The sequence below is a fragment of the Actinomadura opuntiae genome (assembly GCF_030283205.1).
Lineage (GTDB): Bacteria > Actinomycetota > Actinomycetes > Streptosporangiales > Streptosporangiaceae > Spirillospora.
The window spans coordinates 87,609-114,137 of sequence record NZ_JASNWF010000020.1; the positions used below are offsets into that span (position 1 = coordinate 87,609).

A 26,529-nucleotide genomic window follows, 5' to 3' on the forward strand; every position below is an offset into this window, starting at 1 on the left:
GATCACGGCGACATCGTCCATGACGGCCAGGGAGAGTTCTGATGAAGCGTCTGCTCGGTGGCGTTTTCGGCTCGATCCTCATGGCGGGCGCGGCCCTGGCGGTGGCGGCGCCCGCGCACGCGGCCACGGGGGAGTACGTCGCGCTCGGCGACTCGATGGCCTCCGGGCCGCTCATCCCGGACATCACCGGCAACATCGGGTGCGGCCGGTCCACCCGCAACTACGCGCACGACCTGGCCTCGGCGATGAGCCTGAACCTGAAGGACGTGACATGCAGCGGCGCGTCCACCAAGCACATGACGCAGTCGCAGAGCACCAGCGTCGCGGGCGTCGACACCGGGACCGTCCCGCCGCAGTTCGACGCGCTGACCGCGGACACGACCCTGGTCACGCTGACCATCGGCGGCAACGACGTCGGGCTCGTCGGCGTCGCGCAGAACTGCGCCACGCTCGACCCGACCGCGACGCCGTGCAAGGGCGAGTACCAGGCGCAGGTCGCGCAGCGCACCGCCGACTTCGAGCCGAAACTGTCGGCCGTGCTGGACGGTATCCGGAGCCGCTCCCCGAAGGCGCGGATCGTCGTCACCGGTTACGGCCTCTACATCAAGCCGAACGGGTGCTGGCCGGTCCAGCCCGTCCTGCCGACCGACGCGAACTTCCTGCAGGGCGCCGTCAACGACATGAACGCGGTCATCAAGCGGCAGACGGTCGCGCACGGCGACACCTACATCGACCTCGTCACGCCGAGCGCCGGGCACGACGCGTGCCAGTCGGCGTCCCAACGCTGGCTCGAAGGTTACGTTCCCGTGCACGCCGCCGCTCCGCTGCATCCGAACGCGACGGGCGAGGCCGCCTACGCCACCGTCATCCGCAGCACGATCGACGCGGCATAGGACCCGGTGGCGCCGTGTTCGGCGACGCGGCGCCGCCTCCTGCCCGGGCGCCGTCCTTCCCCCAGGACGGCGCCCGGGCGCGTATTCCCGTCATCGGTACATTGAGGGCGCCTCACTCCCCCTGACGAAGGACGCCGGGATGAACGACGAGATGCGCGCCCATGTCGCCGCGTTCGAGCAGACGGTCCGCTCCTCGCTCGCCCTGGCGGCGACGCTGGGCGCCGCCGAGTGGGACCGTCCCACCGACTGCCCGGGATGGACGGTGAAGGACCAGTTCGCCCACCTGGTCTCGGTGGAGGCGTCGCTGCTCGGCGACCCGCCACCCGAGGTCGAGGTCCCCGAGTTCGAGCACGTCCGCAACGACTTCGGGCGGATCATGGAGGCCGGGGTGCACGCGCGGCGGCCGGTGCCCGGGCCGCAGGTCGCCGCCGAGCTGGCGGACGTGCTGGAGCGCCGCCTCGCCCAGCTGCCCGGCCTCGACCCCGACCAGCGGACCATGCTGCCGAACGGCAAGGAGGGCACGTACTCGCTGTTCATGAAGTTCCGCGCGATGGACTGCTGGACGCACGAGCAGGACGTGCGGCGCGCGGTGGGCCGTCCGGGCAACCTCGACGCGCCCGCCGCCGGCTGCTTCTGGGAGCTGCTGCGCGGCGGGCTGCCGCTCATCGTGGCGCGCCGCGCCGGTGCGGGGCCGGGGCAGTCGGTGGTGTTCCGGATCACCGGGCCGGTCGAGCACCGGGTGGCCGTGGTGGTGGACGGCGACGGGCGCGGCGCGTGGGCGGGCGAGATGCCGGACGCCGCGTCCGCCGAACTGGAGCTGGGCTGGGAGGGCTACGTGCGCCTGGCCGCCGGACGGTGCGGCCCGGACGCCGTGAAGGCGCAGGTCAAGGGCGACGAGGAACTGGCCGGCCGGGTCCTGGCGAACATGGCCCTCACCCCCTGACCCGCCCAACGCGCGGGGGGCGGGGACGGCCGTCTCCGCCGACGACCCGGGGCGGGGCGTGATCGACCGGTTCCGCCGACCGCTCTTGAACGGCGTTCGGTGCTCGTGAAAACTCGGGTACCGGCGGTTCCGCGGGACCGCGCGCCGTCCCACCCCGGAGGAGCACCCCCATGGCGAAGATCATCGAGCACGGTACCTGGCGGCTGGCGCCCGAGGACGAGCGGCTGCACGAGCCCGGGCCCGAGGTGCTGTGGAACGAGTCCTACTACTTCGACTTCGCCGCGCCGGACGGGTCGGTCGCCGGGTACGTCCGGCTCGGCCTGTACCCGAACTGGGACCGGGCCTGGTACTGGGCGTGCGTCACCGGCAAGGACCGCCCGCTCGTCCTGATCGCCGACAACGACGCGCCGCTGCCCAAGCCGGGCACCACCGACGTCCACACCGGCACCTACGACGCGACGCAGCGCATCGCCGACCCGTTCGGGCCCGCGAGGATCGGGCTGGACGGCGAGGCCGTGATCCTGCCCGACCCCACCGCCGCCTACGGCGACACGTCCGGTGCGGACACCACGCGCCTGGCCTTCGACCTGCAGTGGGACACCGTCAGCGGCGTCTACCCCTACAAGGACATCCCGCGCTACGAGATCCCCTGCACGGTCTCCGGGACGGTGACGGTCGGCGGCGAGACGATCGCCGTCGACGCGCCCGGCGAGCGCGACCACAGCTGGGGCGAGCGCGACTGGTGGAAGACCTCGTGGCTCTGGTCGTCCGGGCGGCTCGGCGACGGCACGTTCTTCCACTGCATGCAGGCCAACATCGGGTTCGCGATCCCGTGGCCGTCGTTCGCGGTGCCGCCCGGCGGCGAGATCGAGCACCGCGACGGCTTCTCCGCCGAGACCCGCTTCGGCGCCGGCGACCTGCCCGAGTCGTCGCACCTGCGGGTGCCGGGCGCCCCGATGACCGCGACGCCGATCGCGTTCGCGCCCGTCGCCGTCGTCTCGCCGGACGGGCGGACGGCGCACTTCCCGCGCGCCCTGTGCCGCTTCGACGCCGAGGACGGCCGGACCGGCCACGGCTGGACCGAATGGCACCAGCCGCCCGGCTGGCAGGACCACGGCTGGTCCTACCTCGCCGAAGGGGACGCGCAGTGACCGGCGCGGTCGCCGGCGGCGCCGGGCTCACGGCCGGCTGGCTGACCGAGGCGCTCGCGCGCGACCTGGACGGCGCGTCGGTCACCGCCGTCGGCGCCGAGCCCGTCGGCACCGGCCAGGTCTCCGACAGCCTGCGCCTGCGCCTCACCTACGACGGGCCGGTCGGGCTGCCCGCCACGATGATCGCGAAGGTGCCCGCGGCGGACGAGGCGAGCCGCGCCGCGGCCCGCGCGATCCGCACCTACGAGGTGGAGGCGAGCTTCTACGCGGGCATCGCGGGCGGCCTCGACGCCAGCGTGCCCGCCTGCTACTTCTCCGCCTACGAGGCCGAGAAGGACGACTATGTTGTCCTGCTTCAGGACCTCGCGCCCGCGCGGCCGGGCGACCAGCTCGCGGGCGTCTCGCCGGACGAGGCCGCCGCCGCGGTCGACGAGATGGCCGCGCTGCACGCCGCCGGGTGGAACGATCCGGAGCTCGCCGCGCTGCCCTGGCTGAACCGGCACGGCGCGGAGGCCGCCGAGTTCACCACCGCGATGGTGACCGGCCTGTACGCGGGCTTCAAGGAGCGGTACGCGGCACGGCTGGAACCCGAGGTCCTCGGCCTGATCGAGGACTTCCTGCCGTCGATGGGCGGCTACCTCGCCGCGCGGGACGGCGCGTCCACGCTCATGCACGGCGACTTCCGCGCCGACAACCTGCTGTTCGGCGGGCCGCGCCCGGTCGTCCTGGACTGGCAGACCTGCGCCTACGGACCGGGCGCCGCCGACCTGGCGTACTTCCTCGGCTCCAGCCTGCCCGTCGAGGCCCGCCGCGAGCACGAGCGCGCGCTCGTCCGCCGCTACCACTCGGCCCTCACCGGACGCGGCGTGCAGGTGTCCTGGGACGAGTGCTGGGACGGCTATCGGCGGCACGCCTTCCAGGGCATCGTCATGGCCATCGGCGCGTCGATGCTGGTCGAGCGCACCGACCGGGGCGACGCGATGTTCTGCACGATGACCACGCGGCACGCCCACCACGCCCTCGACCTCGACGCCGCGTCGCTGCTGTGACCGTCCGCCGTGGCGCCCCGCGTCCGGGGGGCGCCACGGCGGGCTCGAAGCTCAGACCCGCTCGGCCCCGGGGAAGTGCGAGGCGAGCAGGTCGGGGGACTCGGGACGGCCGTCGAGCACCCGGTTCGTCCGGTTGGTGACGCTCCAGCCGGCGGACGTGCGGTGCAGCGTCCAGTGGTTGGCGGTGGCGCGGCGCGGCGCGAACCCGTTCTCCCGCTTCACGATCATCAGCGTGTAGCCGACGGCGGTCGCCTCGTCGCCGGACACGGTGACGTGCGGCGGGCCGACGAAATGCGCGCAACCGCCCGCGATCCACCGCTGGTGGTTGGCGGAGCGGACCATCGCGTCGATCGCGGGACGGCCGTCCATCATCAGCTCGTCCACGTCGTACACGCCGTCCTCGTCCCACAACCCGGCGACGGCCTCGGCGCAGCCGCTGTCGACCAGCGGCCCGTACGACAGGATCAGCCGGGTGATCTCCTGCTCGTCCTCCAGGACGCGGACGCGGTCCTCCAGGGCCGCCAGGCGGGTCTCGACGTCGGTCACAGCGTGTCTCCAAAGGTCAGGCCGTAGGGGCCGGCGAGGTCGCGGAGCGCGGCGAGCTGCTCGCAGTAGTGCGCGGCCGACTCCGCCGCGATGCGGACGCCCGCGATCGTCGCGCCGGCCTCCCGCAGCCGGACGAGCGCCTTGCCCGCGCCCTCGGCGTCGCCGATCGGGTCCAGCGGACGGGACGGGCCGAGCACCACGTCGAAACCGTCCGGGACGTCCGCGTCGGCGAGCATCGCGGCGAGTTCGGTGAGCGGCAACCCGAACGGCACCCACCCGTCGGCGGTGAGGGCGCGGCGCAACGAGCGCGCCGTCCGGCCGCCGATCCAGAACGGGACGTGCTCCTGCACGGCGTGCGGCTCGACGACCATGCCGGAGAAGTCGTAGTGCTCGCCGTGGTACTCCGGCACCCGCCGCGACAGCGACGCCCGCAGCGCGGCGAGGGCGTCGTCGGCGCGCGCGCCGCGCCCCGCGAACCGGGCGCCGAGCAGGTCGAACTCCTCCTCCAGGCTGCCGACGCCGAGGCCGAGCGTGAGCCGTCCGCCGCTGATCCGGTCGAGCGTGCCGTACCGCTTGGCGATCGCGAGCGGGTGGTGGTAGCCGAGGACGAGCACCTGCGTGGCCAGCCGGATGCGCGCGGTGCGGGCGGCGAGGTAGCCGAACGTGGCGAGCGGATCCCAGTACACCCCGCCGCGCCGCTCGGCCGCCCCGACCGGCACCGCGACGTGCTCGCTGCAGGTCAGGTGGTGGTAGCCGAGGCGGTCGGCGGTCTCGGCGATCCGCCCGATCTCGCCGACGCCGGCGTCCCGCTCCCAGCCCGCGTGCCCGGGCGGTGGCTGGGCCACCACCGGCGTGACGATGCCGACACGCATCGCGTCCCCTCTCGACAGAAAAACGTTCTACTCGCCGCCCGAGGACCGCCCGGATTCCGGGGGCGTGCCTGATGGCCGGGCGTGACCTGGCCTGACGCTACCCCTTCCGGTCCGGGCCGGGACTTGCTAGATTCCACTCAACAAGAATTCATTTCAGTCGTGTTCCGGGAGGTGCGATGACCGAGACCCTGGCCCCGCCCGTGCGGCGCGATGCGCCGCCCTCGATGATCGAGCGGATGACGCTGATCCTGGACGCCTTCACCGGGCCGTCCGCCCGGCTGACCCTGGAGGACGTCGCCCGCCGCACCGGGCTGCCGCGCTCCACCGCGCACCGGATCCTCGACCAGCTCGTCCGGCAGCGCTGGCTCGCCCACCACTCCTTCGGCTACGGGCTCGGCCAGCGGGCGCTCGGTCTCGGCGGGCAGGACGGCGGGCACGGCAAGATCCGCGAGGCCGCCGCGCCGTACCTGCACGACCTCCAGGTCACCACCGGGCTCGTCGCGCACCTGGCCGTGCTGGACGGCCCCGAGGTCTTCTACCTCGACAAGCTCGGCGGGCGGCTGGCCGCGTCCGTGCCGTCCCGGGTCGGCGGGCGCGCCCCCGCGCACTCCACCGCGCTCGGCAAGGCGATGCTCGCCTGGCTGGAGCCCGAGCAGGTCGACGCGCTGCTCGGCACCGCGATCACCCGGCTGACCAGCCGCACCATCGGCGAGCTCGGCACCCTGCACCAGGAACTGCACCGCGTCCGGCAGCGCCGCGGCCTGGCGTTCGAGCGCGGCGAGTCGTTCCCCGGCATCGCCTGCGTCGCCGCCGCGGTCCGCGGCGCCGAGGGCCCGGTCGCCGGGATCTCGCTGGTCGGCGACATCCACACGCCGCTGGAGAACGTCGCGCCGCTGGTGGTCACCGCCGCCCGCGAGACCTCACAGGTGCTGTTCCCCGGCGCCGCGTCGTCCGGGCGCCCCGGCGGCCGCGCCCGGCGCCCGCACGCCGACCGCCCCGTCCCCGAGCACACCTGGTCCCCGGCGACGATGAACCGGCTGCTCGCCGTGGACGGCCGCGGCGACTGGATGTGACGCCGACTTCCGGCAGCGGCCGCCCCGCGGCCTCAGCCCCAGCCCCAGCGGTCGCCCTCGCCCCAGGGGTCGGGGGCGAACGGCACCTCCGGCGGGTGCACGCCGAACCGGCTGCGGAAGAACAGCATCGGGCGGCGCCACACGTTGCCGGGCGCCTCGTGCACCCGGACCGACAGCACCCGGCCGATGACCACGTCGTGGTCGCCGGCCTCGTGGACGGCGTGCACGGTCGCGTGCACGTTCAGCAGCACGTCCCGCAACTGCGGGGTGCCGTGCGGTGACAGGTCCCAGTCGAGCCCCTCGTACTTCAGGCCGCGGCTCGATCCGAACCGCGCGCACAGGTCGGCCTGGTCCTCGGCCAGGACGTTCACGCAGAACCGTCCGGCCGAGCGGATCCGCGGCCACGACCGGCCCCGCCGGTCCGCGCAGAACAGGATCAGCGGCGGCTCCAGCGACACCGACGCGAACGACTGGCAGGCGAACCCGACGGGCTCGTCGCCGTCGACGGCGGTCACCACCGTGACGCCGGTGGCGAACTCCGCCATCGCCCGCCGGAACTCCAGGGGGTCGGGGGAGTCCGCGGGCTCTTGGGGCTCCGCGGTGAGCGCTGGCTCTGCTGGCATGAAGTCACCTCGCGGCTCTCGGACGCTGTCGCCGGTCTCGATGCACCGGAACCTAGGCACGCGCCGCGCCGCGCGGGCCCCCGTATCCCAATGAGTGGAAGCCCTCGCCGGCCGGGCCGTCAAGAGGGCGGTCGCGGGGCCCCTCCGGCGAACGTCCCGCTGATCGGGAATCCACTGGACGATGCCGACCAAACGACCGTTAGGTTTCCGGCAAGCCACCCAGAAGGACTGAGAACATGCCCACGGAGCTGACCCACGAGTCGACGCTGCGCGAACTCGCCACGGACCAGGGCGTCCTGCGCTACCACGAGGCCGGCGACGGTCCGCCGCTGCTGCTGCTGCACGGCTCGGGCCCCGGCGTGACGGGCTGGCGCAACTTCCGCGGCAACCTCGCGCGGTTCGCCGAGCACTTCCGCTGCCTGGTGCTGGAGTTCCCCGGCTTCGGTGTGAGCGACCCGACCGACGAGCACCCGATGGCCGCCGCGTCCGGCGCGGTGGTCCGCTTCCTGGACGGCCTCGGCCTGGAGCAGGTCGACGTGATCGGCAACTCCATGGGCGGCATCGTCGGCACCCAGACCGCCCTCGCGCACCCCGAGCGGGTGCGGCGGCTGGTCACCATCGGCGGGATCGGCCGCAACATCTTCAGCCCGGGGCCCGGCGAGGGCATCAAGCTGCTGATGGAGTTCACCGACAACCCGACCCGCGAGGGCCTGATCCGGTGGCTGCACTCGATGGTCTTCAACCCGAAGGTCGTCACCGAGGAGCTGATCGAGGAGCGCTGGCAGCAGGCCACCGACCCCGACACCCTCGCCGCCGCGCGCCGGATGTACTCCACGGCGGCGATGACCGCGAACTTCAAGGCGCAGGCCCGCTCGCCCGAGCCGCCCTACTGGGCGATGCTCCACACGCTGCGGGCCGAGACCCTCATCACCTGGGGACGCGACGACCGGGTCAGCCCCGTCGACATGATGCTCGTCCCGATGCGGACGATCCCGAACGTGCAGGTCACCATCTTCCCGAACTGCGGGCACTGGGTGATGATCGAGCAGAAGGCGGCCTGGGAGAGCGCCGTGCTGGCGTTCCTGACCAGGAAGGACGAGGCATGAGCGTCAGCGGGGAGGCCGCCTGGGACGAGGAGTACGACCTCGTCATCGTCGGCAGCGGGGGAGGCGGCATGGCCGCCGCGCTCACCGCGCACGACGCCGGGCTGAAGCCACTGATCATCGAGAAGGGCAAGAAGTTCGGCGGCTCGACCGCGCTGTCGGGCGGCGGGATCTGGATCCCGAACAATCCGACGCTCAAGGCGCGCGGCCACGACGACAGCCGCGAGTCGGTCCGCCGCTACCTCGACCTGCTCACCCAGGGGAAGGTCCCGCCGGCCCGGCTCGACGCCTACGTCGACAACGGGCCCGCCGCCATGGAACTGATCTGCAAGAGCAAGTGGATGCAGTTCTTCTGGACCAAGGGCTACGCCGACTACCACCCCGAGCTGGAGGGCGGCCGCCCGCTCGGCCGGTCCATCGAGGCCAAGCCGTTCGACACCCGCAAGCTCGGCGACGACGAGCAGTACCAGCGCCCGAACAACATGAAGGGCCCGCTCGGGCTCTGGGTGACCGCGAAGGACTACCACGACCTCGCGATGGCCAAGCGCACGTGGGCGGGCCGCCGCGCGTCGCTGGTCGCGGCGTGGCGCGTGTCGTCCAACCTGGTCCGCCGCCGGCACATGGCGACCGGCGGGCGCGCGCTCGTCGCGCGGATGCGGATGGCGCTCAAGGACGCCGGCATCCCGCTGCGGCTCAAGACCGCGATGACCGAGCTGGTCACCGACGAGGGCGGCCGCGTCATCGGGATCGTCGCGCGGACCCGCGAGGGCGAGACGCTGCGGATCCGCGGCCGCAAGGGCGTGCTCCTGGCGACCGGCGGCTTCGACCACAACCAGGAGATGCGCGACAAGTACCTGCCCGAGGGAGGGCAGGAGGACTTCGCGATGGGCGCCCGCGAGAACACCGGCGACGGCATCCGCGCCGGCGAGGGCCTCGGCGCCGCGATCGACCTGATGGACGACGCGTGGTGGATGCCGGCCGTCCGGCACCCGCTCGGCGCGGTGATCCCGCTGGTGTCCGAGCGCGCCATCCCGCGGCAGGTCATCGTGAACGCGGACGGCAGGCGGTTCACCAACGAGGCCGCCCCGTACGTCAACTTCGTCCACGACCAGCTCGAGGGCGGGCACGTCCCGGCGTGGTTCGTGATGGACGCCAGGTCCCGCGCCCGCTACCCGTTCGCGCAGATCCTGCCCGGCGCGCCCATCCCGAAGGCGTTCTACGACAAGGGCATCGCCTTCAAGGCCGACACCCTCACGGAGCTGGCGGAGAAGATCGGCGTCCCGGCGGACGCGCTGGAGGAGACCGTCCGCACGTTCAACGGCTACGCCCGCGACGGCAAGGACCCCGACTTCGGCCGCGGCGACTCCGCCTACGACCGCTACTACGGCGACCCGAACCTGAAGAATCCGAACCTGGACGTGCTGGACACCGCGCCGTACTACGCGTTCCGGCTGGAGGTCGGCGACCTCGGCACCAAGGGCGGGCTGGTCTGCGACGAGCACTCGCGCGTGCTGCGCGAGGACGGCTCGGCCATCGACGGCCTGTACGCGACGGGCAACACGTCCGCGTCGGTGATGGGCAACGAGTACGCGGGCCCGGGCGCCACGATCGGCCCGTCCATCGTGTTCGGCTACATCGCGGCACGGCACGCCGCCGGCCTGGAGACGGCGGACACGGCAGGTACGGCGGACACGGCAGGTACGGCGGACACGGCAGGTACGGGGGACACGGCAGGTACGGGGGACACGGCAGGTACGGGGGACACGGCAGGTACGGGGGACACGGCGGACAAGGCTTCGGGAAGGGCATGACCGCATCGCTCAAGGCGCGCGTCGTCGAGGTCGTCCGGGAGACGCCCGACGCGAACTCGCTCGTCCTGGAACCGATGGAAGGGGACGGGGACCGGTTCGCCTACCGGCCCGGCCAGTTCCTCACGGTCCGGGTGCCCGCCGGGGACGGCTGGGTCGCGCGCTCGTACTCGCTGTGCAGCTCGCCGGTCTGCGACGAGCGGCTCAAGGTCACGGTGAAGCGGGTCGCCGAGGGGATCGGGTCCAACTGGATCTGCGACAACGTCTCCGCCGGCGACGTGCTGGAGGTGCTGCGGCCCGCCGGCGCGTTCACCCCGCGCTCGCTGGACGAGGACCTGCTGCTCGTCGCGGGCGGCAGCGGCATCACCCCGGTGATGTCGATCCTGAAGTCGGTCCTCGCGGGCGGCACCGGCACCGTCACGCTCCTGTACGCCAACCGCGACGAACGGTCGGTGATCTTCGCCGGGGAGCTGCGCGCCCTCACCGAGGAGCACGGCGAGCGGCTCACGGTCGTCCACTGGCTGGAGTCGGTGCAGGGCCTGCCGACGCCCGCCGCGTTCCACTCGCTCGCCCGGCACTTCACCGGCCGCGAGGCGTTCGTGTGCGGGCCCGGCGTGTTCATGGACATGGCGGAGGCCGCGCTGACCGGCCTCGGCGTGCGGGTGAACGTCGAGCGCTTCTTCTCCCTCGCCGGCGACCCGTTCGAGGAACCGGACGGGGACCCGCCGACCGAGGCCGACGAGGCGGGCGTCGCCGAGATCGAGGTCGAGATCGACGGCGAGACCCAGACGGTGCCGTGGCCGAAGTCGCAGCTGCTGCTGGACGCGCTGCTGCGCGCCGGCGTCGACGCCCCGTTCTCCTGCCGGGAGGGCAACTGCTCCGCCTGCGCCTGCGTGGCCCTGGAAGGCGAGGTCGCGCTCGACGCCAACTCGGTCCTCGACGAGCAGGATCTCGCCGACGGCCTCATCCTCGCCTGCCAGGCGAGGCCGGTCAGCGACCGGCTCAGGATCAGCTACGACGGCTGACGGACACATCGGAGGACTTGATGACCAACCCCGTGCTCGACGCGATGATGGAGCGGGCCGAGGAGATCCGCGCGCTCGGCCCGTCGAACGAGTCGCTCGGCCGGCTCGACGACCAGGCCGCCAAGGCGCTGCGCGACTCCGGTGCGATCCGCCAGCTGCAGCCCCGCGCGCACGGCGGGCTCGAGGCGCACCCCCGCGAGTTCGCCGAGACGGTGATGGGGATCGCCTCCCTCGACGGCTCCACCGGCTGGGTCGCCGGGATCGTCGGCGTCCACCCGTGGGAGATGGCCTACGCCGACCCGAAGGTCCGCGAGGAGATCTGGGGCCAGGACCCCGACACGTGGATCGCCTCCCCGTACGCGCCGATGGGCATCGCCCGCCCGGTCGACGGCGGCTACGTCTTCAACGGCCGCTGGCAGTTCTCCTCCGGCACCGACCACTGCGACTGGATCTTCCTCGGCGGGATGCTCGGCGACGACGAGGGCAAGATGGCGCAGCCGCCGCGGTCGCTGCACCTGATCCTGCCGCGCTCGGACTACGAGATCGTCGCCGACTCCTGGGACGTCGCCGGGCTCAAGGGCACCGGCAGCAAGGACATCATCGTCAAGGACGCGTTCGTCCCGTCCTACCGGACGCTCTGGTACGACAAGGTCGTCGACGGGTCCGCGCCGCGCGAGGCGGGGCTGACCAACCCGTCCTACCTGATGCCGTTCTCCTGCGTGTTCCCGCTCGGCATCACCGCCGCCGTGATCGGCATCGCCGAGGGCGCGCTCCACCACCACCTGGCCTACCAGCGCAACCGCGTCCAGATCACCGGCACGAAGATCAAGGACGACCCGTACGTGCTGTACGCGATCAGCGAGGCCGCCGAGGAGATCAAGGCGTCCCGGACCGCGCTGCTGGACAACTGCTCGCGGATGTACGACCGGGTCGCGGCCGGCGAGGAGATCAGCTTCGCCGACCGGGCGGCCGGCCGCCGCACGCAGGTCCGCGCCGCGTGGCGGGCCGTGCACGCGATGAACGAGATCGTGGTGCGGTCCGGCGGCAACGCGATGCGCACCGACAACCCGATCCAGCGGTTCTGGCGGGACGCGCACGTCGGCCTCGCGCACGCCATCCACGTGCCCGGCTCGGTGTACCACGTCTCGGCGCTGACCGACCTGGACATCGAGCCCCCGCAGGGCCCGATGCGCTCCATGATCTGACGTCGAGGGGCCGCGAAAGCCTCTCACTGAGCGGGAAGGTCTCCGCGGCGCCGCACCGGATTTGGCAGGTTGACGGGAACGGCCGCCGCGTCGGCCATGACGCTGGCCGTGGCGCCGCACGGGCCGCAACACCGAAGGGACCAGGACTGTGACGCAGATCCGAGGGCTGGGCTATCTGAAGGTCCAGACCCAGCACATCGAACGCTGGCGCGAGTTCGCCCTCGAGGGGCTCGGGTTCGCCGAGGGCGGCGGCCCCGATCCCGACGGCCTGTACCTGCGCATGGACGAGCGCCGGTCGCGGCTGCGGCTGGTGCCCGGCGACACCGACAAGGTGCTGGCCGTCGGCTGGGAGGTCCGCGACCAGTACGCGCTGGCCGCCGTCCGCGAGGCCGTCGAGAAGTCCGGCACGGCCGTGACGGCGCTGTCGGCGAAGGAGGCCGCCGAGCGCGACGCCGAGGAGGTCATCGCGTTCACCGACCCCGGCGGCACGCCCGTCGAGGTGTTCTTCGGGCCCGTCCTGGACCACAGCCCGGTGCGGACCCGCTTCACCCAGACGTTCGTCACCGGCGCCATGGGCATGGGCCACGTGGTGCTGCCCACCCCGAACTTCGCCGAGACCGTCACGTTCTACAACGAGGTGCTCGGCTTCCTGCCGCGCGGCGCGATGAAGGTCGGCGGCCCGGTGCGGATCCGCTTCATGGGCGTCAACCAGCGCCACCACAGCGCGGCGATCTGCCCGGCCCCGCACGACGGCGCGCCCGGCCTGGTGCACCTGATGGTGGAGGTCGACACCCTCGACGCGGTCGGCATGGCGCTGGACGCAGTGAAGGAGCGCGGCTTCTCGATCTCCTCCACGCTCGGCCGGCACACCAACGACAAGATGGTGTCGTTCTACGTGCGCGCCCCCGGCGGCTGGGACATCGAGTACGGCTGCGAGGGCGTGCTCGTCGACGAGTCGTACTACACCGCCGAGGAGATCACCAAGGACAGCTACTGGGGCCACGACTGGTCGGGCTCGGAGCCGCTGGCCGCGTTCGTCCCGCCCGGGAAGTGACCGGGTGAGCCCTCGTTCCTCGGTCGAACCCGTCCCGCTCGCGGAGATCGGCGCGTTCGACCACGAGTGCGACGTGCTCGTCGCCGGGTTCGGCTGTGCGGGCGCGGCGGCGGCGTACGAGGCGGCCCGCGCCGGCGCGGACGTGCTGGTGCTGGAGCGGGCGAGCGGGCCCGGCGGGTCGTCGGCGCAGTCCGGCGGGGAGTTGTACCTCGGCGGCGGCACCGAGGTGCAGAAGGCGTGCGGCTTCGACGACGACCCCGACAACATGTACGCCTACCTGGTGAAGGCGCTCGGCCCGAACGCCGATGTCGAGAAGGTCCGGCTGTACTGCGACGGCAGCGTCGAGCACTTCGAGTGGTTCCGCGCCTGCGGGGTCCCGTTCAACCACAGCTTCTACGACCAGCCGACGTGGATGCCCATGTCGGAGGACGGGCTGATGTGGCTGGGGGAGAACTCCTGGCCGTACAACACCGTCGCCCGTCCCGTCCCGCGCGGGCACCGGCCGCCGGCGAGCGGGTTCGGCGGCGCCGTGCTGATGGAGAAGCTGTCGGCGGCGGCGACCGGGGCCGGTGCCGTCACGCACGTCGACACCGTCGCGTCCAACCTCGTCCTGGACGGGGACGGCCGCGTCGCCGGTGTGGTGGCGCGCAAGTACGGCGAGCGGGTCACCTACCGCGCCCGCCGCGGAGTGGTGCTCACCACCGGCGGGTTCGTGGACAACGAGGAGATGCTGGCCGACCACGCGCCGGTGCTGCTCGGGCACGGCAAGGTCAGCGACGGCCTGGACGACGGCTCCGGCATCCGGATGGCGGCGGCGATCGGCGCCGCGACCCGGCGGATGGGCGTGGTCGAGATCGCGCTGACCGCGCTGCCCGCGATGGTCTGCCGCGGCATGCTGGTGGACGGGCTGGGCCGCCGCTTCCTCAACGAGGACGTCTACCCGGGGCACTGGAGCGTGCACGCCGTCCGCAACCAGCCGGGCCCGTACTGGACGATCATCGACGAGGAAGGGTACGAGTCCGTCCCCGAGGCGGACCGGTGGGGCGTCCTGCCCAAGTACGCCGCCGAGACCCTCGCCGAACTGGAGGAGTCGCTCGGCATGCCGGCCGGCTCGCTGGAGGCCACGGTCGAGACGTACAACCGGCACGCCGAGCGGGGCGAGGACCCCTACTTCCACAAGGATCCGAAGTGGCTGCGGCCGCTGAAGCCGCCGTTCGCGGCGATCGACCCCGGCGCGGGCTTCTTCGGCGGCACCGGCGGCCCGGCGAGCGGCGCGTCCGGGTTCACGCTCGGCGGGCTGCACACCACCGTCGACGGCGAGGTCCTGAACAACTCCGGCGAACCGATGCCCGGGCTGTACGCGGCGGGCCGCGCCGCGTCCGGCATGCACGGCGAGGGCTACGTCAGCGGGACGTCCCTGGGCGACGGCACGTTCTTCGGCCGCCGCGCCGGACGCGCCGCCGCCGCGTCGGTGAAGGAGAACGCGTGAAGTACGCCGTCCTGCTGCCGGTCGCGGCGGGCGTCACCGCCGATCCCGCGTGGATCGGCGACTACGTCCGGCACGCCGAGGACTGCGGTTTCGAGTCCGTCGGCGCGGTCGAGCACGCGGTGGTGGCGAGCGGCTGGTCGTCGGCATGGGGTGGATGCGCGAGGAGATCGAGGCGTGCGGCACCGACTTCGAGTCGCGCGGACGGCGCGGTGACGAGCAGCTCCAGGTGCTGCGGAAGCTGTGGGCGGAGACCGGGCCGCAGGGCGCGTCGCACGACGGTGAGTTCTTCCGGTTCACGGGCGCGATGAGCTACCCGAAGCCGGTGCAGGAGGGCGGCGTGCCGATCCACGTCGGCGGCCACACCAAGGCCGCCGCGCGCCGCGCCGGCCGCTACGGTGACGGCCTCCAGCCGCTCGGCGTCGCGGGTGACGAGCTGCGCGGGCTGGTCGCGCTCATGCGCGAAGAGGCCGAGAAGAACGGCCGCGACCCCGACGCGCTGGAACTCACGCTCGGCCATTCGCTGTCGGCGGTCACCACGGAGAAGGCGGAGAAGCTCGCGGGCCTCGGTGCCGGACGGCTCGTCCTGCGCGGAACCGCGACGAAGTCGCTCGACGAGGCGAAGGACGAACTGTCGGCGTGCGCCCAGCGCCTCGGCCTGTCATGACGCTCGCAACCGACGACCGGATCGCCCTGAGCGATCTGGTCTCCCGCTACGCGCTCTACGCCGACCACTGCGACGACGGCCGCACGTCCGACCTCGTATGGCACTGCCGCTACACCGACGCCTACCGGCTCGACGCCGGGACGTGGCGGATCGCCCGCCGCGAGCAGCGCATCGATGCGATCGAGACCCGCCCCGTCCACCGCCACCGCCCCCACCCCCTTCGTTGAGTTGCGGCGAGTCGTTGTTATGGAGCGCTCCATAACAACGACTCGCCGCAACTCAACGTGGAAGTGGCGGGTCTCGGTGAGTGGGACGCGGGGCGTGGGCAGGGCGGGCGGTGGCCGACCGTGGGGGCGGGAGGGACGGATGGCAGAGGTGCTGGGGGACGACCGGCCGGCCGAGGAGATCACGTTCGGGGAGCTGGTCGCGGCCCGCGCGGACGACGACCGGACGGGCCTGTGGTTCGAGGACCGCGCGTGGACGTGGCGCGAGGTCGTCGCGGAGGCGCGGCTGCGCGCCGGGCTCGCCCGGGACGCGCGGCAGCCCGGGCCGGGGCATCTCGGGCTGTTCCTGGAGAACGGCCCCGAGCATCTGTTCTGGCTGCTCGGCGCCGCCCTCGCGGGCATCCCGGTGGTCGAGCTGAACCCGACCCGGCGCGGCGCCGAGCTGGCCCGGGACATCACGCACACCGACTGCGGGCTGCTGGTCACCGAGACTTCGCGGGCACCGCTGGTCGACGGGCTCGTCCCGCAGATCCCGATGCTGACCGTGGACGCCGGCGCGAACGCCGAGGCGCTCGGCGCGGCCCGTCCCGCCGCCGGCGAGCCGGTCACGCCGGAGACGATCTTCTCGCTGGTGTTCACGTCGGGGACGACGGCGGCGCCGAAGGCGGTCATCTGCACCCAGGGCCGGCTCGGCCGGATCGCCGTCCAGCAGCGCGACCGGCGCGGGCTCACCCGCGACGACGTGTTCTACGTCGTGATGCCGATGTTCCACTCCAACGCGCTGATGGCCGGGATCGCCCCTGCGGTCGCGACCGGCGGGTGCGTCGTGCTGCGGCGGAAGTTCTCGGCGTCGAATTTCCTGCCGGACGTCCGCCGCTACGGCGTCACGTTCTTCAACTACGTCGGCAAGCCGCTGAACTACATCCTCGCCGTCCCCGAGAAGCAGGACGACGCCGACAACCCGCTGCGGATCGCCTTCGGCAACGAGGCGGCCCAGCGCGACATCGAGGAGTTCGCGCGCCGCTTCGGCTGCACCGTCATCGACTCCTACGGGTCGAGCGAGGGGGAGATCCGCCTCACCCGCGTGCCGGGGACGCCGCCGGGCTCGCTCGGCGTCGCCGAGGACGGCACCGTGGTCATGGACCCCGCCACGCTGCGGGAATGCCCGCCCGCGAAGTTCGGCGCGCACGGCGAGCTGCTGAACGCCGACGAGGCGATCGGCGAGATCGTCGACACGAAGGGCGCCGCCAAGTTCGAGGGCTACTACAACAACCCCGAGGCGACGGCGAAGCGCGTCCGCAACGGCTGGACGTGGTCCGGCGACCTCGCCTACCGCGACGCCGACGGCTACTGGTACTTCGCCGGACGCGACAGCGACTGGCTGCGGGTGGACGGCGAGAACTTCGCCGCCGCGCCCGTCGAGCGGCTGCTCGCGCGCTTCGAGGCGTTCGCGGACGTCGCCGTCTACGCGGTGCCGGACGAGCACGTCGGCGACCAGGTGATGGCGGCGGTCGCGATGGCCCCGGGATGCGCGTTCGACCCCGGCGCCTTCGCCGCCTTCCTGGCCGCCCAGCCCGACCTCGGCACCAAATGGGCGCCACGCTATGTCCGGATCGTCGCGGAACTCCCGCGCACCCCGACCAACAAGGTGATCAAGCGTCCGCTGCGGGACGCGGCGTGGCACACCACCGACCCCGTCTACGAGCGCCGCGGCGGCTCCTATGTCAGGCGGTCGCCGGACGTTCCGGACTGAGAGCCGTCGGGGTGCTCGGCGCAGAGGCAGCCGACGCCCCGCTCGATCCACTCCCGTCCGGCCCAGTCCGGGTGCCGCTCGATCATCAGCACCCGGACCTCCTCGACGATCGTCTCCTCGCTCACGGCGGAGTCGCGGCGCGCCCAGGTCTCGTCGCGCAGCAGTTCGAGATAGGCGCGGACGTCCCCGAGCAGCCGCGCGCCGCCGACGTCCCCGTGGCCCGGGACCACCACGCGGGGACGCTCGGCCGCCAGCCGCCCCATCACCTCGATCCACCGGATCCCGGAGACGTCGGCGTCGTGCGGCGGGAACCACGGGAAGATCGCGAACTGCCCGGTCTCCGCGAGGTCGCCGGTGAACATCACCCCGGCGTCCGGGACCGTCACCACCTGGTCGCCCCGGCTGTGCGCCCGGCCGGTGGCCCGCAGCCGCACCACCCGTCCGCCCAGGTCGAGGTCGTGCGAACGGTCGTAGACGGCGTCGGGCGCAACCAGCTCGACGCCTTCGAGCTCCCGGGCGACCGGCGTGCCGAGGCCCCGGAACATGGCCAGGTAGCCGGCGCCCTTCGCGGCGCGCTCGTCGGCCTGCGCGCCGTTGACCAGGTAGGTCGCCTCGTCGGCAAACACCTGCGCGCCGAACGAGTGCTCGGGGTGGAAATGCGTCGTGGTCAGATACAACTTGCGGCCCCCGGCGTACTCGGCCGCGAACTTCAGCACGCTCTCGGCGTTGCGCCGGCCCATCCCGGTCTCCACGACCAGCACCGAATGGGAGCCGCCGATCACGCCGATGTTCGGCACCAGCTGCACTCCGCGGTTGGGGATCACCACGAGATCGTCGGCGACCTCCTGCGCTCCGCCGACGTCGACGATCGGGTCGGGCGCCGTGTACTCGGCCATTGCGTGGACTCCTCGATCGCAGGTCAGTGACGGTCCCAGTGCAGCGCCGGGACGTCCCGGGCGTCCAACACCGGTTCCGTTCACCCGATACCGTCCGCGTATCGTCACCGGTGATGGACCTACGCTCCCTGCGCTACTTCGTGGCCGTCGCCGAAGAACGCCACTTCGGACGCGCCGCCGCGCGCCTGCACATGACCCAGCCGCCGCTGAGCCGGGCCGTCAAGCAGCTGGAGACCGAGCTCGGGGCCGTCCTGCTGCACCGCTCGCCCGCCGGGGTCACGCTGACCGCCGCCGGGACGGCCCTCTACGACGAGGCGCGGCTGCTGCTGGAGCAGGCCGAGCAGCTGCGCGTCCGCGTCGCCGCCGCGACCGGCGCCGCCACCCTCACGATCGGCACGCTCGCCGACAGCGCGCAGCAGGCGGGCACCCGGCTGGCGGCGGCCTTCCGCCGCCGCCACCCCGGCGTCGAGGTCCGCGTCCGGGAGGCCGACCTCACCGACCCGACCACCGGGCTGCGCGCCGGGCTGGTCGACGTCGCGCTCACCCGGACCCCGTTCGACACCACCGGGATCACCGTCCACGAGCTGCGCGCCGACCCCGTCGGGGTCGTCCTGCGCACCGACGACCCGCTCGCCGGGCGCGCATCCGTGCGGCTGGGCGACCTCGCCGGCCGCCGCTGGTTCCGGTTCCCGGACGGGACCGACCCGCTGTGGTCCGCCTACTGGACCGGCCCCGCGGCCGGCTCCGCCGCCGACGGGCCCGTGGTGCGCACCGTCAACGAATGCCTCCAGGCCGTCCTTTGGAGCGGGACGATCGGCCTGGGCCCGCTCGCCGACGCGCTGCCCGAGGGCCTCACCTCGGTGCCCGTGACCGACATGCCGCCGAGCCGGCTGGTCGTCGCCTGGACCGGCACGGAGCCCGGCCCCCTCGTCCGCTCCTTCGCCCGGATCGCACTGGCGGCCGTCAGCCCAGCGTGAGGACGACCTTGCCGCGGCCGTGGCCGGTCGCGACCAGGCGGTGCGCGTCCGCCGCGCGGTCGAGCGGGAACGTCGCGCGGACGTGCAGCCGCAGCCGCCCTTCGGCGTGGAACCGGGCGGCCTCGGCGACGCGCGCCGCCGACCGCTTGTCCGGCGGCGTCCGGACGCCCAGTTCCGCGGCCCGGGCAAGGTCGAACGGCTGCACCCCGGCCGCCCTCACGCGGACCCGCACCTGTCCGGGCCCGGCCTCCGGCGCCGGGACCTCCATCACCCGCAGCACGTCCGGGCCGCCCGGCGCGTCGAATCCCGCAACCCGCATGACCCCTCCCTTGAGCCGTTCAAGGAAGACCGTAGAACCTCGACCAAACTCGAGGTCAACGCGAACCGATTTTTGTGCCTCACGTACGGATTTCTCCCAGTTCACTAGGATGCTTTCCGTGCGCGAAGATCAAGACGAGCGGGCCACCGGCGCCGAGGCCGTCGAACTGGCGACCGCGCCGCTGCGGCCGCTGCCCGACGACCCCGCGGGCGGCGACGATCCGGCGCCGGAGCCGGCCGGCGAACCGGCCGCCGCGGAACCCGAACCGGCCCCCGCGTACTGCGAGCACTGCGCCCGCCCCCTCCCGCCCGGCGCGCACCGGTTCTGCAGCGACGCGCACCGCGCCGCCCACGAGCAGGAGGCCGACCGCCGCGACGCCGCCGGGACCGCCGCCCTGCAGACCTTCGGCGACGACGTCGAGCGGCTCGGCGATCTGGTCGTCCAGCTGGTCAAGGCCGCCGCCGCGCTCGGCGAGCGGCTGGACGGCGAGGTCCGCGGCGCCATCGACGGCGGCACGCAGGCCCTCGCCGAGGCCCGCGCCGCCCGCCGCGCCGCCGCCGAGGCCGACGCCCGCACCCGCGAGGCCGAGGCCCGCGCCGAGGCCGCCCGGGCCGAGGCCGCCGCCGCGCTGGAGGAGCTGCGCGAGGGCCTGGCCGCCGCGAAGACCAGCGTCGCCGCCGCGCAGGAGAGCGAGGCCAACGCCTGGAAGGAGGCCGGCGCCTCCCAGCAGGCCCGCGCCACCGCCGCCAACGAGGCCGCACACGCCGACGGGCTCCGCAAGCACGCCGAGGCGGCCTGGCGCACCGAGCACCAGGCCCGCACCGAGGCCGAGAACGAGCGCGACGCCCTCGCCGGACGCCTCACCGGCGAGCAGACCGCGCTCGCCACCGCGCACGCCGAGCTGAAGGAGGCCCGCGCGGAACTCGACGAGTCCCGCGCACGGCTCGACGCCGCCGCCGAGACCGAGCGGCGGCTGCGCGACGAACTGACCGCCGCGCAGGCCGAGGCCGCCCGGCTCGACGCCGAGCGCGAGTCCGCCGTCGCCCGCGCCGACGAGCAGGCCGCCCGCGCCGAGCGCGCCGAGCGGCTCGCCGACGAGACCGCGGCCCGCGCCGAGGGCGCCGACGCCCGCATCGAGCGCGCCGAGCAGCGCGCCGAGACCGCCGCCGAGCGCGCCGACCGCGACGCCGCCACCGTCCGCTCCCTCCAGGACACCCTGCGCGCCGCGCTCGACCTGCCCGCCGTCGAGAAGCTGGACGAGGGCCAGGGCGTCCGCGTCGGCGAGTCCGGCGTGATCATCGCCCGGCCGGGCGGGCTGATCGGCGTCGAGCAGGTCCCGGACGTCCTGGACGGCGAGCTCGCCGCCCGGTTCGCCCGCGCCGTCCTGGCCGTCCGCGTCCACCAGGCCACCCAACGCGCCGTCCAGGACGTCGCCGTGCAGGACACCGCCGTGCAGGACACCGCTGTGCAGGACACCGCTGTGCAGGGCGGCGCCGACGAGTGACCCCGCGCGCCCGCCGACGAGCGCACGGCGTCCATCCCTGAGCGCGGTTCATGGCGGGAAACCGACGTCACCCATGTCGGCGTCGGGAATCCGCCAGCCCGGTTCCGTCCGCGCCTGTTGGCTGTGAGGCGTCCTCCGCCCCCCAACCTCCAGGACGGAACCGATGCGCACGGCCATCACTCCGGCCACCGGCCGGATCGCCCCTCCCTCGTCCGGCTGGCCCGCAGTGCTCGCGTTGACGACGGGCATCTTCGCGATCACCACCACCGAGATCCTGCCGATCGGGCTGCTGACCTCGATCGGGACGGATTTCACCGTCTCCGACGGCACGGCCGGGCTGACGATGGCGCTGCCCGGCTACGTCGCGGCCGCCTCCGCCCCCACCGTCACCGTCGCGACCGCGGGCGTCGACCGCCGACGGATGCTGTGCGCCTTCATGCTCCTGCTGACCTGCGCGAACGTCCTCGCCGCCGGGGCACCGGCGTACTGGGCGGTGCTGCTGTCCCGGGTCCTGGTCGGGATCGTCATCGGCGGCTTCTGGTCGATCGGCGCCGGACTGGCCGGCCGGCTCGTCCCCGCGCGGTCGGCGCGGCGGGCCACCGCGGTCGTGTTCTCGGCCGTCCCGCTGGGCTCGGTCCTCGGCGTGCCGCTGGGCACGCTGATCGGTGACCTCGCGGGGTGGCGGGCCGGGTTCCTCATGCCGGGCGCGCTGTCGGCGGCGGTGCTGGTCGCGCTGGCGTTGCTGCTGCCCCCGCTTCCCGCCGAGCGGGCCGCGCGCCTCGAGGTGCTGCGCGGCATGCTCCGCGGCACCGGCACCCGGTCCGCCCTGCTGCTGACCTTCCTCATCGTCCTAGCGCACTTCGGCGCTTACACGTATGTGACACCGTTCCTCGAAGACGTCACGAAGGTGGCGCCGGCACGGATCTCGCTCTTCCTCCTCGTCTACGGCGCCGCGGGGATCGCGGGCACCTTCCTGGCGGGCACGGCCGCCGCCCGCCGCCCCTACGCCGCGTTCGGGGCCGCCGGAGCCCTGATCGCCCTCGCCGTCCTGGCGCTGCCGTTCCTCGGACGCGCGGAACCGGGCGCCCTCGGGTTGCTCGTCGTCTGGGGGATCGGCTACGGCGCCGTCCCGGTCTGCTCGCAGGCGTGCTTCGCCCGATCGGCCCCGCGGAGTCCGGAGGCCGCCTCGGTCCTGTTCACGGCGTCGTTCCAGGCGACCCTGTCGAGCGGCGCCCTGGCCGGAGGCGTCGTCCTGGACCACACGTCCCCGCGGACGGTGATGCTGCTCGGTGGCGCGACCGCGGCCGCCATGGTCGTCACGACCGCCCTTCTCGGCCGCGTCACTGGCGGCGAATGCTGAAGCGGGGGATATTTCGCCGGTTAGGGTTGCCGGATGGCAGGGCGCGTGTCACGCTGAAGTGGAGATAGTTTCCCCACTTAACTGTGAAGGAGGGCTCATGGCCTCCGTTGACCTCCCGCCGCGGCTGGCGCGGATGAGCCGCGTCCCGTACCGGCTGCTCACCTGGGGCGTGCCGATGGGGCCGCTGGTCCTGCTGCGCACCCGCGGCAGGCGCAGCGGCCTGCCGCGCACCGCCCCGGTCGCCCTGCTGAAGCTCGACGGCCGGCAATGGCTCGTCTCACCGTTCGGTGAAACGCACTGGGTGCGCAACGCCCGCGCCGACGGACGGGCGAGCCTCGGGCGCGGGCGCCGCCTCCGCCCGGTGCGCCTCACCGAGATCGACGACGACCGCAAAGCGGACGTCCTGCGCGCCTACCGGCGCAAATTCGGCATCGTCCCGTTCGTCCGCGACGCCTTCGCCGCCGACGAGAACACGAACCACCCCGTCTTCCTCGCCGAACCCCCGAAGAACGCGTAACCCTTCCGCTCTCGACATGCACAGCGATTTTTTGGCAGCGTCGATCGTCCACCGACGTCTCGGGAGCCGACCTATGCCAGCGCAAGCCCTCGCCCCCGAAGTCGCCGCCTTCTACACGCGGCAGAGCGACTTCTCCTCGCCGGGCCGCATGGCCGGCCTCTACGCGGAGCTTCCGGCGGACCCGGCGCGCCTGGCCGAGATCACCCGCGGCTTGATGATCCACCGCGTCGAAGGCGACCTGTTCCGTCACCGCATCGCGCCGGACCGGCTCCACGGCGACGCCGAGACCCGATACCTCGACGACATCCTGGCCGTGATCGCCGGACGGGACGACGCGCCCCTGACCAGCCCGCGCGCACCCGGTGACCGGTTCGTCGGCGTGTGCCGCGACTTCGCGCTGCTGCACTGCTCGCTGCTGCGCCACTCCGGCGTCCCCGCACGCCTGCGCACGGGCTTCGCCGACTACTTCACCACCGACGGCTTCCACATGGACCACGTGGTCACCGAGTACTGGGACGACTGGCACGGATGGCGGCTCGCGGACGCGCAACTGGCCGACCCGTCTCTGTACGGCGTCGACTTCGATCCCATGGACGTGCCGCGCGATCGGTTCCTGGTCGCCGGCGCCGCCTTGGATCTCATCCGCTCGGGCGACGCGGCGCCCGCGTCGTTCGGCGTGCCCGTTCCGGACCGGCTGCTGGCGGGGGAGTGGTTCGTGATCGGCGAGGTCCGCATCGACCTGGCCGCGCTCAACAAGGTCGAGACGCTGCTGTGGGACGTCTGGGGAGCCTGGGCGAGCGACGACGACGCGCTGACCGACGACGTCCGCGCCCTCTACGACCAGGTCGCGCACGTCACGCGTGACGAAGTCGATTTCGATACCGCGCGCGCCCTGTTCACCGGGAACCGGGCGCTCAGGACGCCGCGGACGGTGTTGTCGCTCGCGCCTTTCAACGGCCCCGCGAACGTGGTGCTTCGTGGTCACTCGCCGTCGTAGACGAGGAGGCCGTCGGGGCGTAGGCGTGCTCCTGGTGTGGGCGGGTGTTCGGTGAGGCGGCCGTCGTGGGCGAGGTGCAGGACGGACCGGCCGCGGGCCAGGACCGCGAAGTCGGCGATGAGCCGCCGGTGGCAGCGCCACCACACCGACTCGCTGCACATCACCGCCGTGCGCTTGCGGTCGGCCTCCGGGAGCAGTTCGTCCATGGCGGCCGCGAATTCGGGATCGCGGGTGTAACCGGCGTAGCCGCGGAAGGAGTCGTTGCGCCAGAAGGTGTCGGGGGAGTCGGGCGCGGCCCGGCGGAAGCCGCCGAGCCGCTTCTCCCACCGGTAGCCGATGCCCGCCTCGGGCAGCCACTCGCTCAGGGCGTCGCGGTGCACGTCGGGGTTGCGGCGGCTGCCGGGCGCGGTCCGCACGTCCACCACGTCCCGCACTCCGGCGCCTTGCAGCAGGGATGCGAGTTCCTCCCGTCCCGCCGTCCCGTGCCCGAACGTCAGCAGCGGCTCGTTGTCGTCCACACACCCAGCATCCCCACTTCGGGGGTGTCGTCGCCCTGGGGCATTACGCTTCCCGGATGCTGACGGCCGTGCGGTGGTGGCGGGGCGCGTCCACCTCGTCGAGAAGCGCGATCGCGAAGTCCGCGTAGGAGATCCGGCGGGCCATGTCCCCGTGGTCGGCGAGCTCGTACCGGCCGGTGCGCGCGCCGTCGTGGTCGAAGTCGCCCGCGGGGGCGATGTAAGCCCAGTCCAGGTCGCTTGCCCGCAGTTCCTCCAGTCCCGCCGCGTGGCCGAGGGAGAACGGACGGAACTCGTCCGGAAAGCCGGGCTCGTCCATCAAGCGCGTGCCGGACGCCCCGGGCATGACCGTTGCGATGCCGACCAGCACCAGGCGACGCACGCCCGCCTTCGTCAGTCCGGTGACCAGGGCACGGGCCGAGGTGGTGAAGAAGTCGTGCGGCGGCACCGACAGGTCCACGGCGGCGCTGATGGCGGCGTCGTGCCCGGCGGCGGCCTGCTCGATGCCGGCCTCGTCGGTGACGTCGCCCGCCACCACCCGCGCGCCGTCCAGGTCGCCGTGGCGTGCGGGGTCGCGCACCACGGCGGTGACCTGATGGCCGCGCCGCCGCGCCTCCGCGACGGCCTGACGCCCCGCGCGACCGCCCGCACCGAAGACCACGATGTTCATGACGAACCACCTCTCAGCAGGGCCGGAGCCCATGTGCCCGGCCGGTTCGCCGACGCTAACCGGGGCCGCGGTTCCCTCCGGGATACCGGCTACTGTGGCGCCATGAGGGAACCGCTGCCCGCCGACATGTTCGACGAGCTGTGCCCGTCATCGCTGAATCCGTTCCGGTTCGGCGACAAGTGGGCGGGGCTCATCATCCGCTGCCTCGAACAGGGCCCGCGCCGCTTCTCCGAACTGCGCGTGCCGCTGAGCCGCGTCACTCCCAAGGTCCTGACGCAGTCGCTGCGCTCCCTCGAACGGGACGGCCTGGTCAAGCGCACCGTCTACGCCGAGGCCACCCCGCACGTGGAGTACGAGCTGACCCCGCTGGGCCGCAGCATGCTCGAACCGATGGCGGCCGCCTGCGCCTGGGCCGAGCAGCACTGGGACGAACTGCTCGACGCCCGCGAGTCCTACGACGCCCCATCCAGCACGCCGGCAGACGTAACCCCAACGGCCTGATCAGCCGCCGTGAGCCGCCAGCGGTGCAGTGGCGGACAAACGTGCGGTGAGGATATGCCTGCTCCGGTGGTCCACATAGGCCGTCAGATGCGGCATGGCGAGGAGCACGGCTTTGACAGGCGAGCCCTTATCGCCGAGCTCCTGCCACGTGCGGCCAGGACAGGGGTGAGGGACGCAGAGGTCGACCGTGCCATGAGTAGACCGTTCAGGACTGATCTTGGCCGGGCGCCCAGACTGGACGCGCGCTTGACCGACGAAATCAGCAAATGGAGCACTCACCCGGTCGGTGACGGATCATTTCGCAGTCTGCTGTACATCCAGCCGTCACGCCACCGACCGGCGCGGAACTCCACCGCGCGCAGGACGCCCTCCAGGCTGAATCCGGCCTTCTCCAGCGATTTCTGCTCTGCGATGTTCTCAGGATGGGTGGCCGCCTGGATGCGTTCGGCCGGGGTGTGGGTGAACAGGTAATCGCAGAGCATCGCCTGAGCGCGCCAGCCGATGCCGCGCCCGCGCCAGTCGGGTAGCAGGGCGATCCCTATCTCCCAGTACCGGGAGACGCCGAACCCCTGCGCCGACCAGCTCACAAAACCCGTGGCCGTGCCGTCGGTCTCGACAATGAGCCTGCCGCCATCCTCGCCCAGGTAACCGTCGGCGGCATAGCGCCGTGCCGGGGCCTGCGCGTCACGGAACCCCGTCCAGTCCAGGCCGATCAACCCAGGCTCCGTGGCGAAACGCCGGAACATCGCGAGATCGTCCTCGGTGACCGGCCGCAGACCTATCTCAACGGCGCTCACC

Annotated in this window: 28 protein-coding genes; 20 read left to right on the top strand and 8 right to left on the bottom strand. The window is 73.1% G+C overall.

The genetic code is table 11. The features are described 5' to 3' along the window. Positions 1 to 41: 41 nt before the first annotated feature. The 4 genes from QP089_RS36100 to QP089_RS36115 all read left to right on the top strand — a co-directional run bounded on the left by QP089_RS36100 (position 42) and on the right by QP089_RS36115 (position 4,036). A complete protein-coding gene (locus QP089_RS36100) occupies positions 42 to 893 on the top strand; it encodes an SGNH/GDSL hydrolase family protein (protein ID WP_285918002.1) in 852 nt (283 codons plus the stop codon). Positions 894 to 1,032: 139 nt separating this feature from the next. Further along, positions 1,033 to 1,836 (top strand): maleylpyruvate isomerase family mycothiol-dependent enzyme, encoded by an 804-nt coding sequence (locus tag QP089_RS36105; RefSeq protein WP_285918004.1) that lies wholly within the window; start codon positions 1,033 to 1,035, stop codon positions 1,834 to 1,836. Positions 1,837 to 2,006: 170 nt separating this feature from the next. Further along, on the top strand, positions 2,007 to 2,987 hold the full coding sequence (locus tag QP089_RS36110; RefSeq protein ID WP_285918005.1) for a DUF7064 domain-containing protein: 981 nt from the start codon (positions 2,007 to 2,009) through the stop codon (positions 2,985 to 2,987). Next, the gene (locus QP089_RS36115; protein ID WP_285918008.1) at positions 2,984 to 4,036 is read left to right on the top strand and encodes a phosphotransferase; all 1,053 of its coding nucleotides are present in this window, start codon (positions 2,984 to 2,986) and stop codon (positions 4,034 to 4,036) included. The genes QP089_RS36110 and QP089_RS36115 overlap by 4 nt, the downstream gene beginning before the upstream one ends. A 51-nt stretch (positions 4,037 to 4,087) precedes the next feature. Here the strand turns inward: QP089_RS36115 and QP089_RS36120 are convergent, their stop codons facing one another. Beyond that, entirely contained in the window at positions 4,088 to 4,582 is a 495-nt protein-coding gene (locus QP089_RS36120) for a nuclear transport factor 2 family protein (RefSeq protein WP_285918009.1), read from the bottom strand. Further along, on the bottom strand, positions 4,579 to 5,454 hold the full coding sequence (locus QP089_RS36125; RefSeq protein ID WP_285918011.1) for a TIGR03619 family F420-dependent LLM class oxidoreductase: 876 nt from the start codon (positions 5,452 to 5,454) through the stop codon (positions 4,579 to 4,581). The genes QP089_RS36120 and QP089_RS36125 overlap by 4 nt, the downstream gene beginning before the upstream one ends. A 176-nt stretch (positions 5,455 to 5,630) precedes the next feature. Between QP089_RS36125 and QP089_RS36130 the strand changes: the two genes are divergently transcribed. Then, positions 5,631 to 6,527, top strand: a complete 897-nt coding sequence (locus QP089_RS36130; RefSeq protein WP_285918013.1) for an IclR family transcriptional regulator — start codon at positions 5,631 to 5,633, stop codon at positions 6,525 to 6,527. Positions 6,528 to 6,559: 32 nt separating this feature from the next. On the opposite strand, the gene QP089_RS36135 is transcribed toward QP089_RS36130, so the two are convergent. Further along, positions 6,560 to 7,150, bottom strand: a complete 591-nt coding sequence (locus QP089_RS36135) for a flavin reductase family protein (RefSeq protein WP_285918014.1) — start codon at positions 7,148 to 7,150, stop codon at positions 6,560 to 6,562. A 236-nt stretch (positions 7,151 to 7,386) separates the two neighbouring features. On the opposite strand from QP089_RS36135, the gene QP089_RS36140 reads away from it, so the two are divergent. The 9 genes from QP089_RS36140 (at position 7,387) to QP089_RS36180 (ending at position 17,475) form a co-directional block, all read left to right on the top strand. Beyond that, a complete protein-coding gene (locus QP089_RS36140) occupies positions 7,387 to 8,256 on the top strand; it encodes an alpha/beta fold hydrolase (RefSeq protein WP_285918016.1) in 870 nt (289 codons plus the stop codon). Continuing rightward, positions 8,253 to 10,064 carry an FAD-binding protein gene (locus QP089_RS36145; RefSeq protein WP_285918018.1) on the top strand — a complete coding sequence of 604 codons (1,812 nt, stop codon included), beginning with the start codon at positions 8,253 to 8,255 and terminating at the stop codon, positions 10,062 to 10,064. The genes QP089_RS36140 and QP089_RS36145 overlap by 4 nt, the downstream gene beginning before the upstream one ends. Continuing rightward, positions 10,061 to 11,086: a ferredoxin--NADP reductase gene (locus QP089_RS36150; RefSeq protein WP_285918021.1), complete on the top strand. Its 1,026-nt coding sequence runs from the start codon at positions 10,061 to 10,063 to the stop codon at positions 11,084 to 11,086. Before QP089_RS36145 ends, QP089_RS36150 begins: the two co-directional genes overlap by 4 nt. A 20-nt stretch (positions 11,087 to 11,106) precedes the next feature. Continuing rightward, positions 11,107 to 12,291, top strand: coding sequence for an acyl-CoA dehydrogenase family protein (locus tag QP089_RS36155; protein ID WP_285918023.1), 1,185 nt, complete (start codon positions 11,107 to 11,109; stop codon positions 12,289 to 12,291). Positions 12,292 to 12,439: 148 nt separating this feature from the next. Continuing rightward, on the top strand, positions 12,440 to 13,345 hold the full coding sequence (locus QP089_RS36160) for a VOC family protein (RefSeq protein WP_285918026.1): 906 nt from the start codon (positions 12,440 to 12,442) through the stop codon (positions 13,343 to 13,345). 4 nt (positions 13,346 to 13,349) lie between these two features. After that, a complete protein-coding gene (locus QP089_RS36165; protein ID WP_285918027.1) occupies positions 13,350 to 14,834 on the top strand; it encodes an FAD-dependent oxidoreductase in 1,485 nt (494 codons plus the stop codon). 154 nt (positions 14,835 to 14,988) lie between these two features. Next, positions 14,989 to 15,498: an LLM class flavin-dependent oxidoreductase gene (locus tag QP089_RS36170; protein WP_285918030.1), complete on the top strand. Its 510-nt coding sequence runs from the start codon at positions 14,989 to 14,991 to the stop codon at positions 15,496 to 15,498. Then, a complete protein-coding gene (locus tag QP089_RS36175) occupies positions 15,495 to 15,725 on the top strand; it encodes a hypothetical protein (RefSeq protein WP_285918032.1) in 231 nt (76 codons plus the stop codon). The genes QP089_RS36170 and QP089_RS36175 overlap by 4 nt, the downstream gene beginning before the upstream one ends. A 139-nt stretch (positions 15,726 to 15,864) precedes the next feature. Then, on the top strand, positions 15,865 to 17,475 hold the full coding sequence (locus tag QP089_RS36180; RefSeq protein ID WP_285918033.1) for an AMP-binding protein: 1,611 nt from the start codon (positions 15,865 to 15,867) through the stop codon (positions 17,473 to 17,475). Here the strand turns inward: QP089_RS36180 and QP089_RS36185 are convergent. After that, positions 17,442 to 18,371: an MBL fold metallo-hydrolase gene (locus QP089_RS36185; protein ID WP_285918035.1), complete on the bottom strand. Its 930-nt coding sequence runs from the start codon at positions 18,369 to 18,371 to the stop codon at positions 17,442 to 17,444. The two genes, QP089_RS36180 and QP089_RS36185, sit on opposite strands and share 34 nt — an antisense overlap. Positions 18,372 to 18,484: 113 nt before the next feature. Between QP089_RS36185 and QP089_RS36190 the strand changes: the two genes are divergently transcribed. Then, entirely contained in the window at positions 18,485 to 19,348 is an 864-nt protein-coding gene (locus tag QP089_RS36190; protein WP_285918036.1) for a LysR family transcriptional regulator, read from the top strand. On the opposite strand, the gene QP089_RS36195 is transcribed toward QP089_RS36190, so the two are convergent. Beyond that, positions 19,335 to 19,667, bottom strand: a complete 333-nt coding sequence (locus tag QP089_RS36195; RefSeq protein ID WP_285918037.1) for a zinc-binding dehydrogenase — start codon at positions 19,665 to 19,667, stop codon at positions 19,335 to 19,337. The genes QP089_RS36190 and QP089_RS36195 overlap by 14 nt on opposite strands. Before the next feature lie 118 nt (positions 19,668 to 19,785). On the opposite strand from QP089_RS36195, the gene QP089_RS36200 reads away from it, so the two are divergent. The 4 genes from QP089_RS36200 to QP089_RS36215 all read left to right on the top strand — a co-directional run bounded on the left by QP089_RS36200 (position 19,786) and on the right by QP089_RS36215 (position 24,045). After that, positions 19,786 to 21,171, top strand: a complete 1,386-nt coding sequence (locus tag QP089_RS36200) for a coiled-coil domain-containing protein (RefSeq protein ID WP_285918039.1) — start codon at positions 19,786 to 19,788, stop codon at positions 21,169 to 21,171. A 163-nt stretch (positions 21,172 to 21,334) separates the two neighbouring features. Continuing rightward, complete coding sequence (locus QP089_RS36205) at positions 21,335 to 22,531, top strand: MFS transporter (protein WP_285918041.1); 1,197 nt, start codon at positions 21,335 to 21,337, stop codon at positions 22,529 to 22,531. Positions 22,532 to 22,628: 97 nt separating this feature from the next. Beyond that, entirely contained in the window at positions 22,629 to 23,048 is a 420-nt protein-coding gene (locus tag QP089_RS36210) for a nitroreductase family deazaflavin-dependent oxidoreductase (RefSeq protein ID WP_285918043.1), read from the top strand. 73 nt (positions 23,049 to 23,121) lie between these two features. Continuing rightward, the gene (locus QP089_RS36215) at positions 23,122 to 24,045 is read left to right on the top strand and encodes a transglutaminase-like domain-containing protein (protein WP_285918045.1); all 924 of its coding nucleotides are present in this window, start codon (positions 23,122 to 23,124) and stop codon (positions 24,043 to 24,045) included. Here the strand turns inward: QP089_RS36215 and QP089_RS36220 are convergent. After that, positions 24,030 to 24,563 (bottom strand): DUF488 domain-containing protein, encoded by a 534-nt coding sequence (locus tag QP089_RS36220; RefSeq protein WP_285918047.1) that lies wholly within the window; start codon positions 24,561 to 24,563, stop codon positions 24,030 to 24,032. The genes QP089_RS36215 and QP089_RS36220 overlap by 16 nt on opposite strands. 43 nt (positions 24,564 to 24,606) lie before the next feature. Beyond that, the gene (locus QP089_RS36225; RefSeq protein ID WP_285918049.1) at positions 24,607 to 25,230 is read right to left on the bottom strand and encodes an NAD(P)-dependent oxidoreductase; all 624 of its coding nucleotides are present in this window, start codon (positions 25,228 to 25,230) and stop codon (positions 24,607 to 24,609) included. A gap of 102 nt (positions 25,231 to 25,332) precedes the next feature. On the opposite strand from QP089_RS36225, the gene QP089_RS36230 reads away from it, so the two are divergent. Next, the gene (locus tag QP089_RS36230) at positions 25,333 to 25,731 is read left to right on the top strand and encodes a winged helix-turn-helix transcriptional regulator (RefSeq protein WP_285918051.1); all 399 of its coding nucleotides are present in this window, start codon (positions 25,333 to 25,335) and stop codon (positions 25,729 to 25,731) included. 275 nt (positions 25,732 to 26,006) lie between these two features. Here the strand turns inward: QP089_RS36230 and QP089_RS36235 are convergent, their stop codons facing one another. Next, positions 26,007 to 26,528 carry a GNAT family N-acetyltransferase gene (locus QP089_RS36235; RefSeq protein ID WP_285918053.1) on the bottom strand — a complete coding sequence of 174 codons (522 nt, stop codon included), beginning with the start codon at positions 26,526 to 26,528 and terminating at the stop codon, positions 26,007 to 26,009. Position 26,529 lies beyond the last annotated feature (1 nt).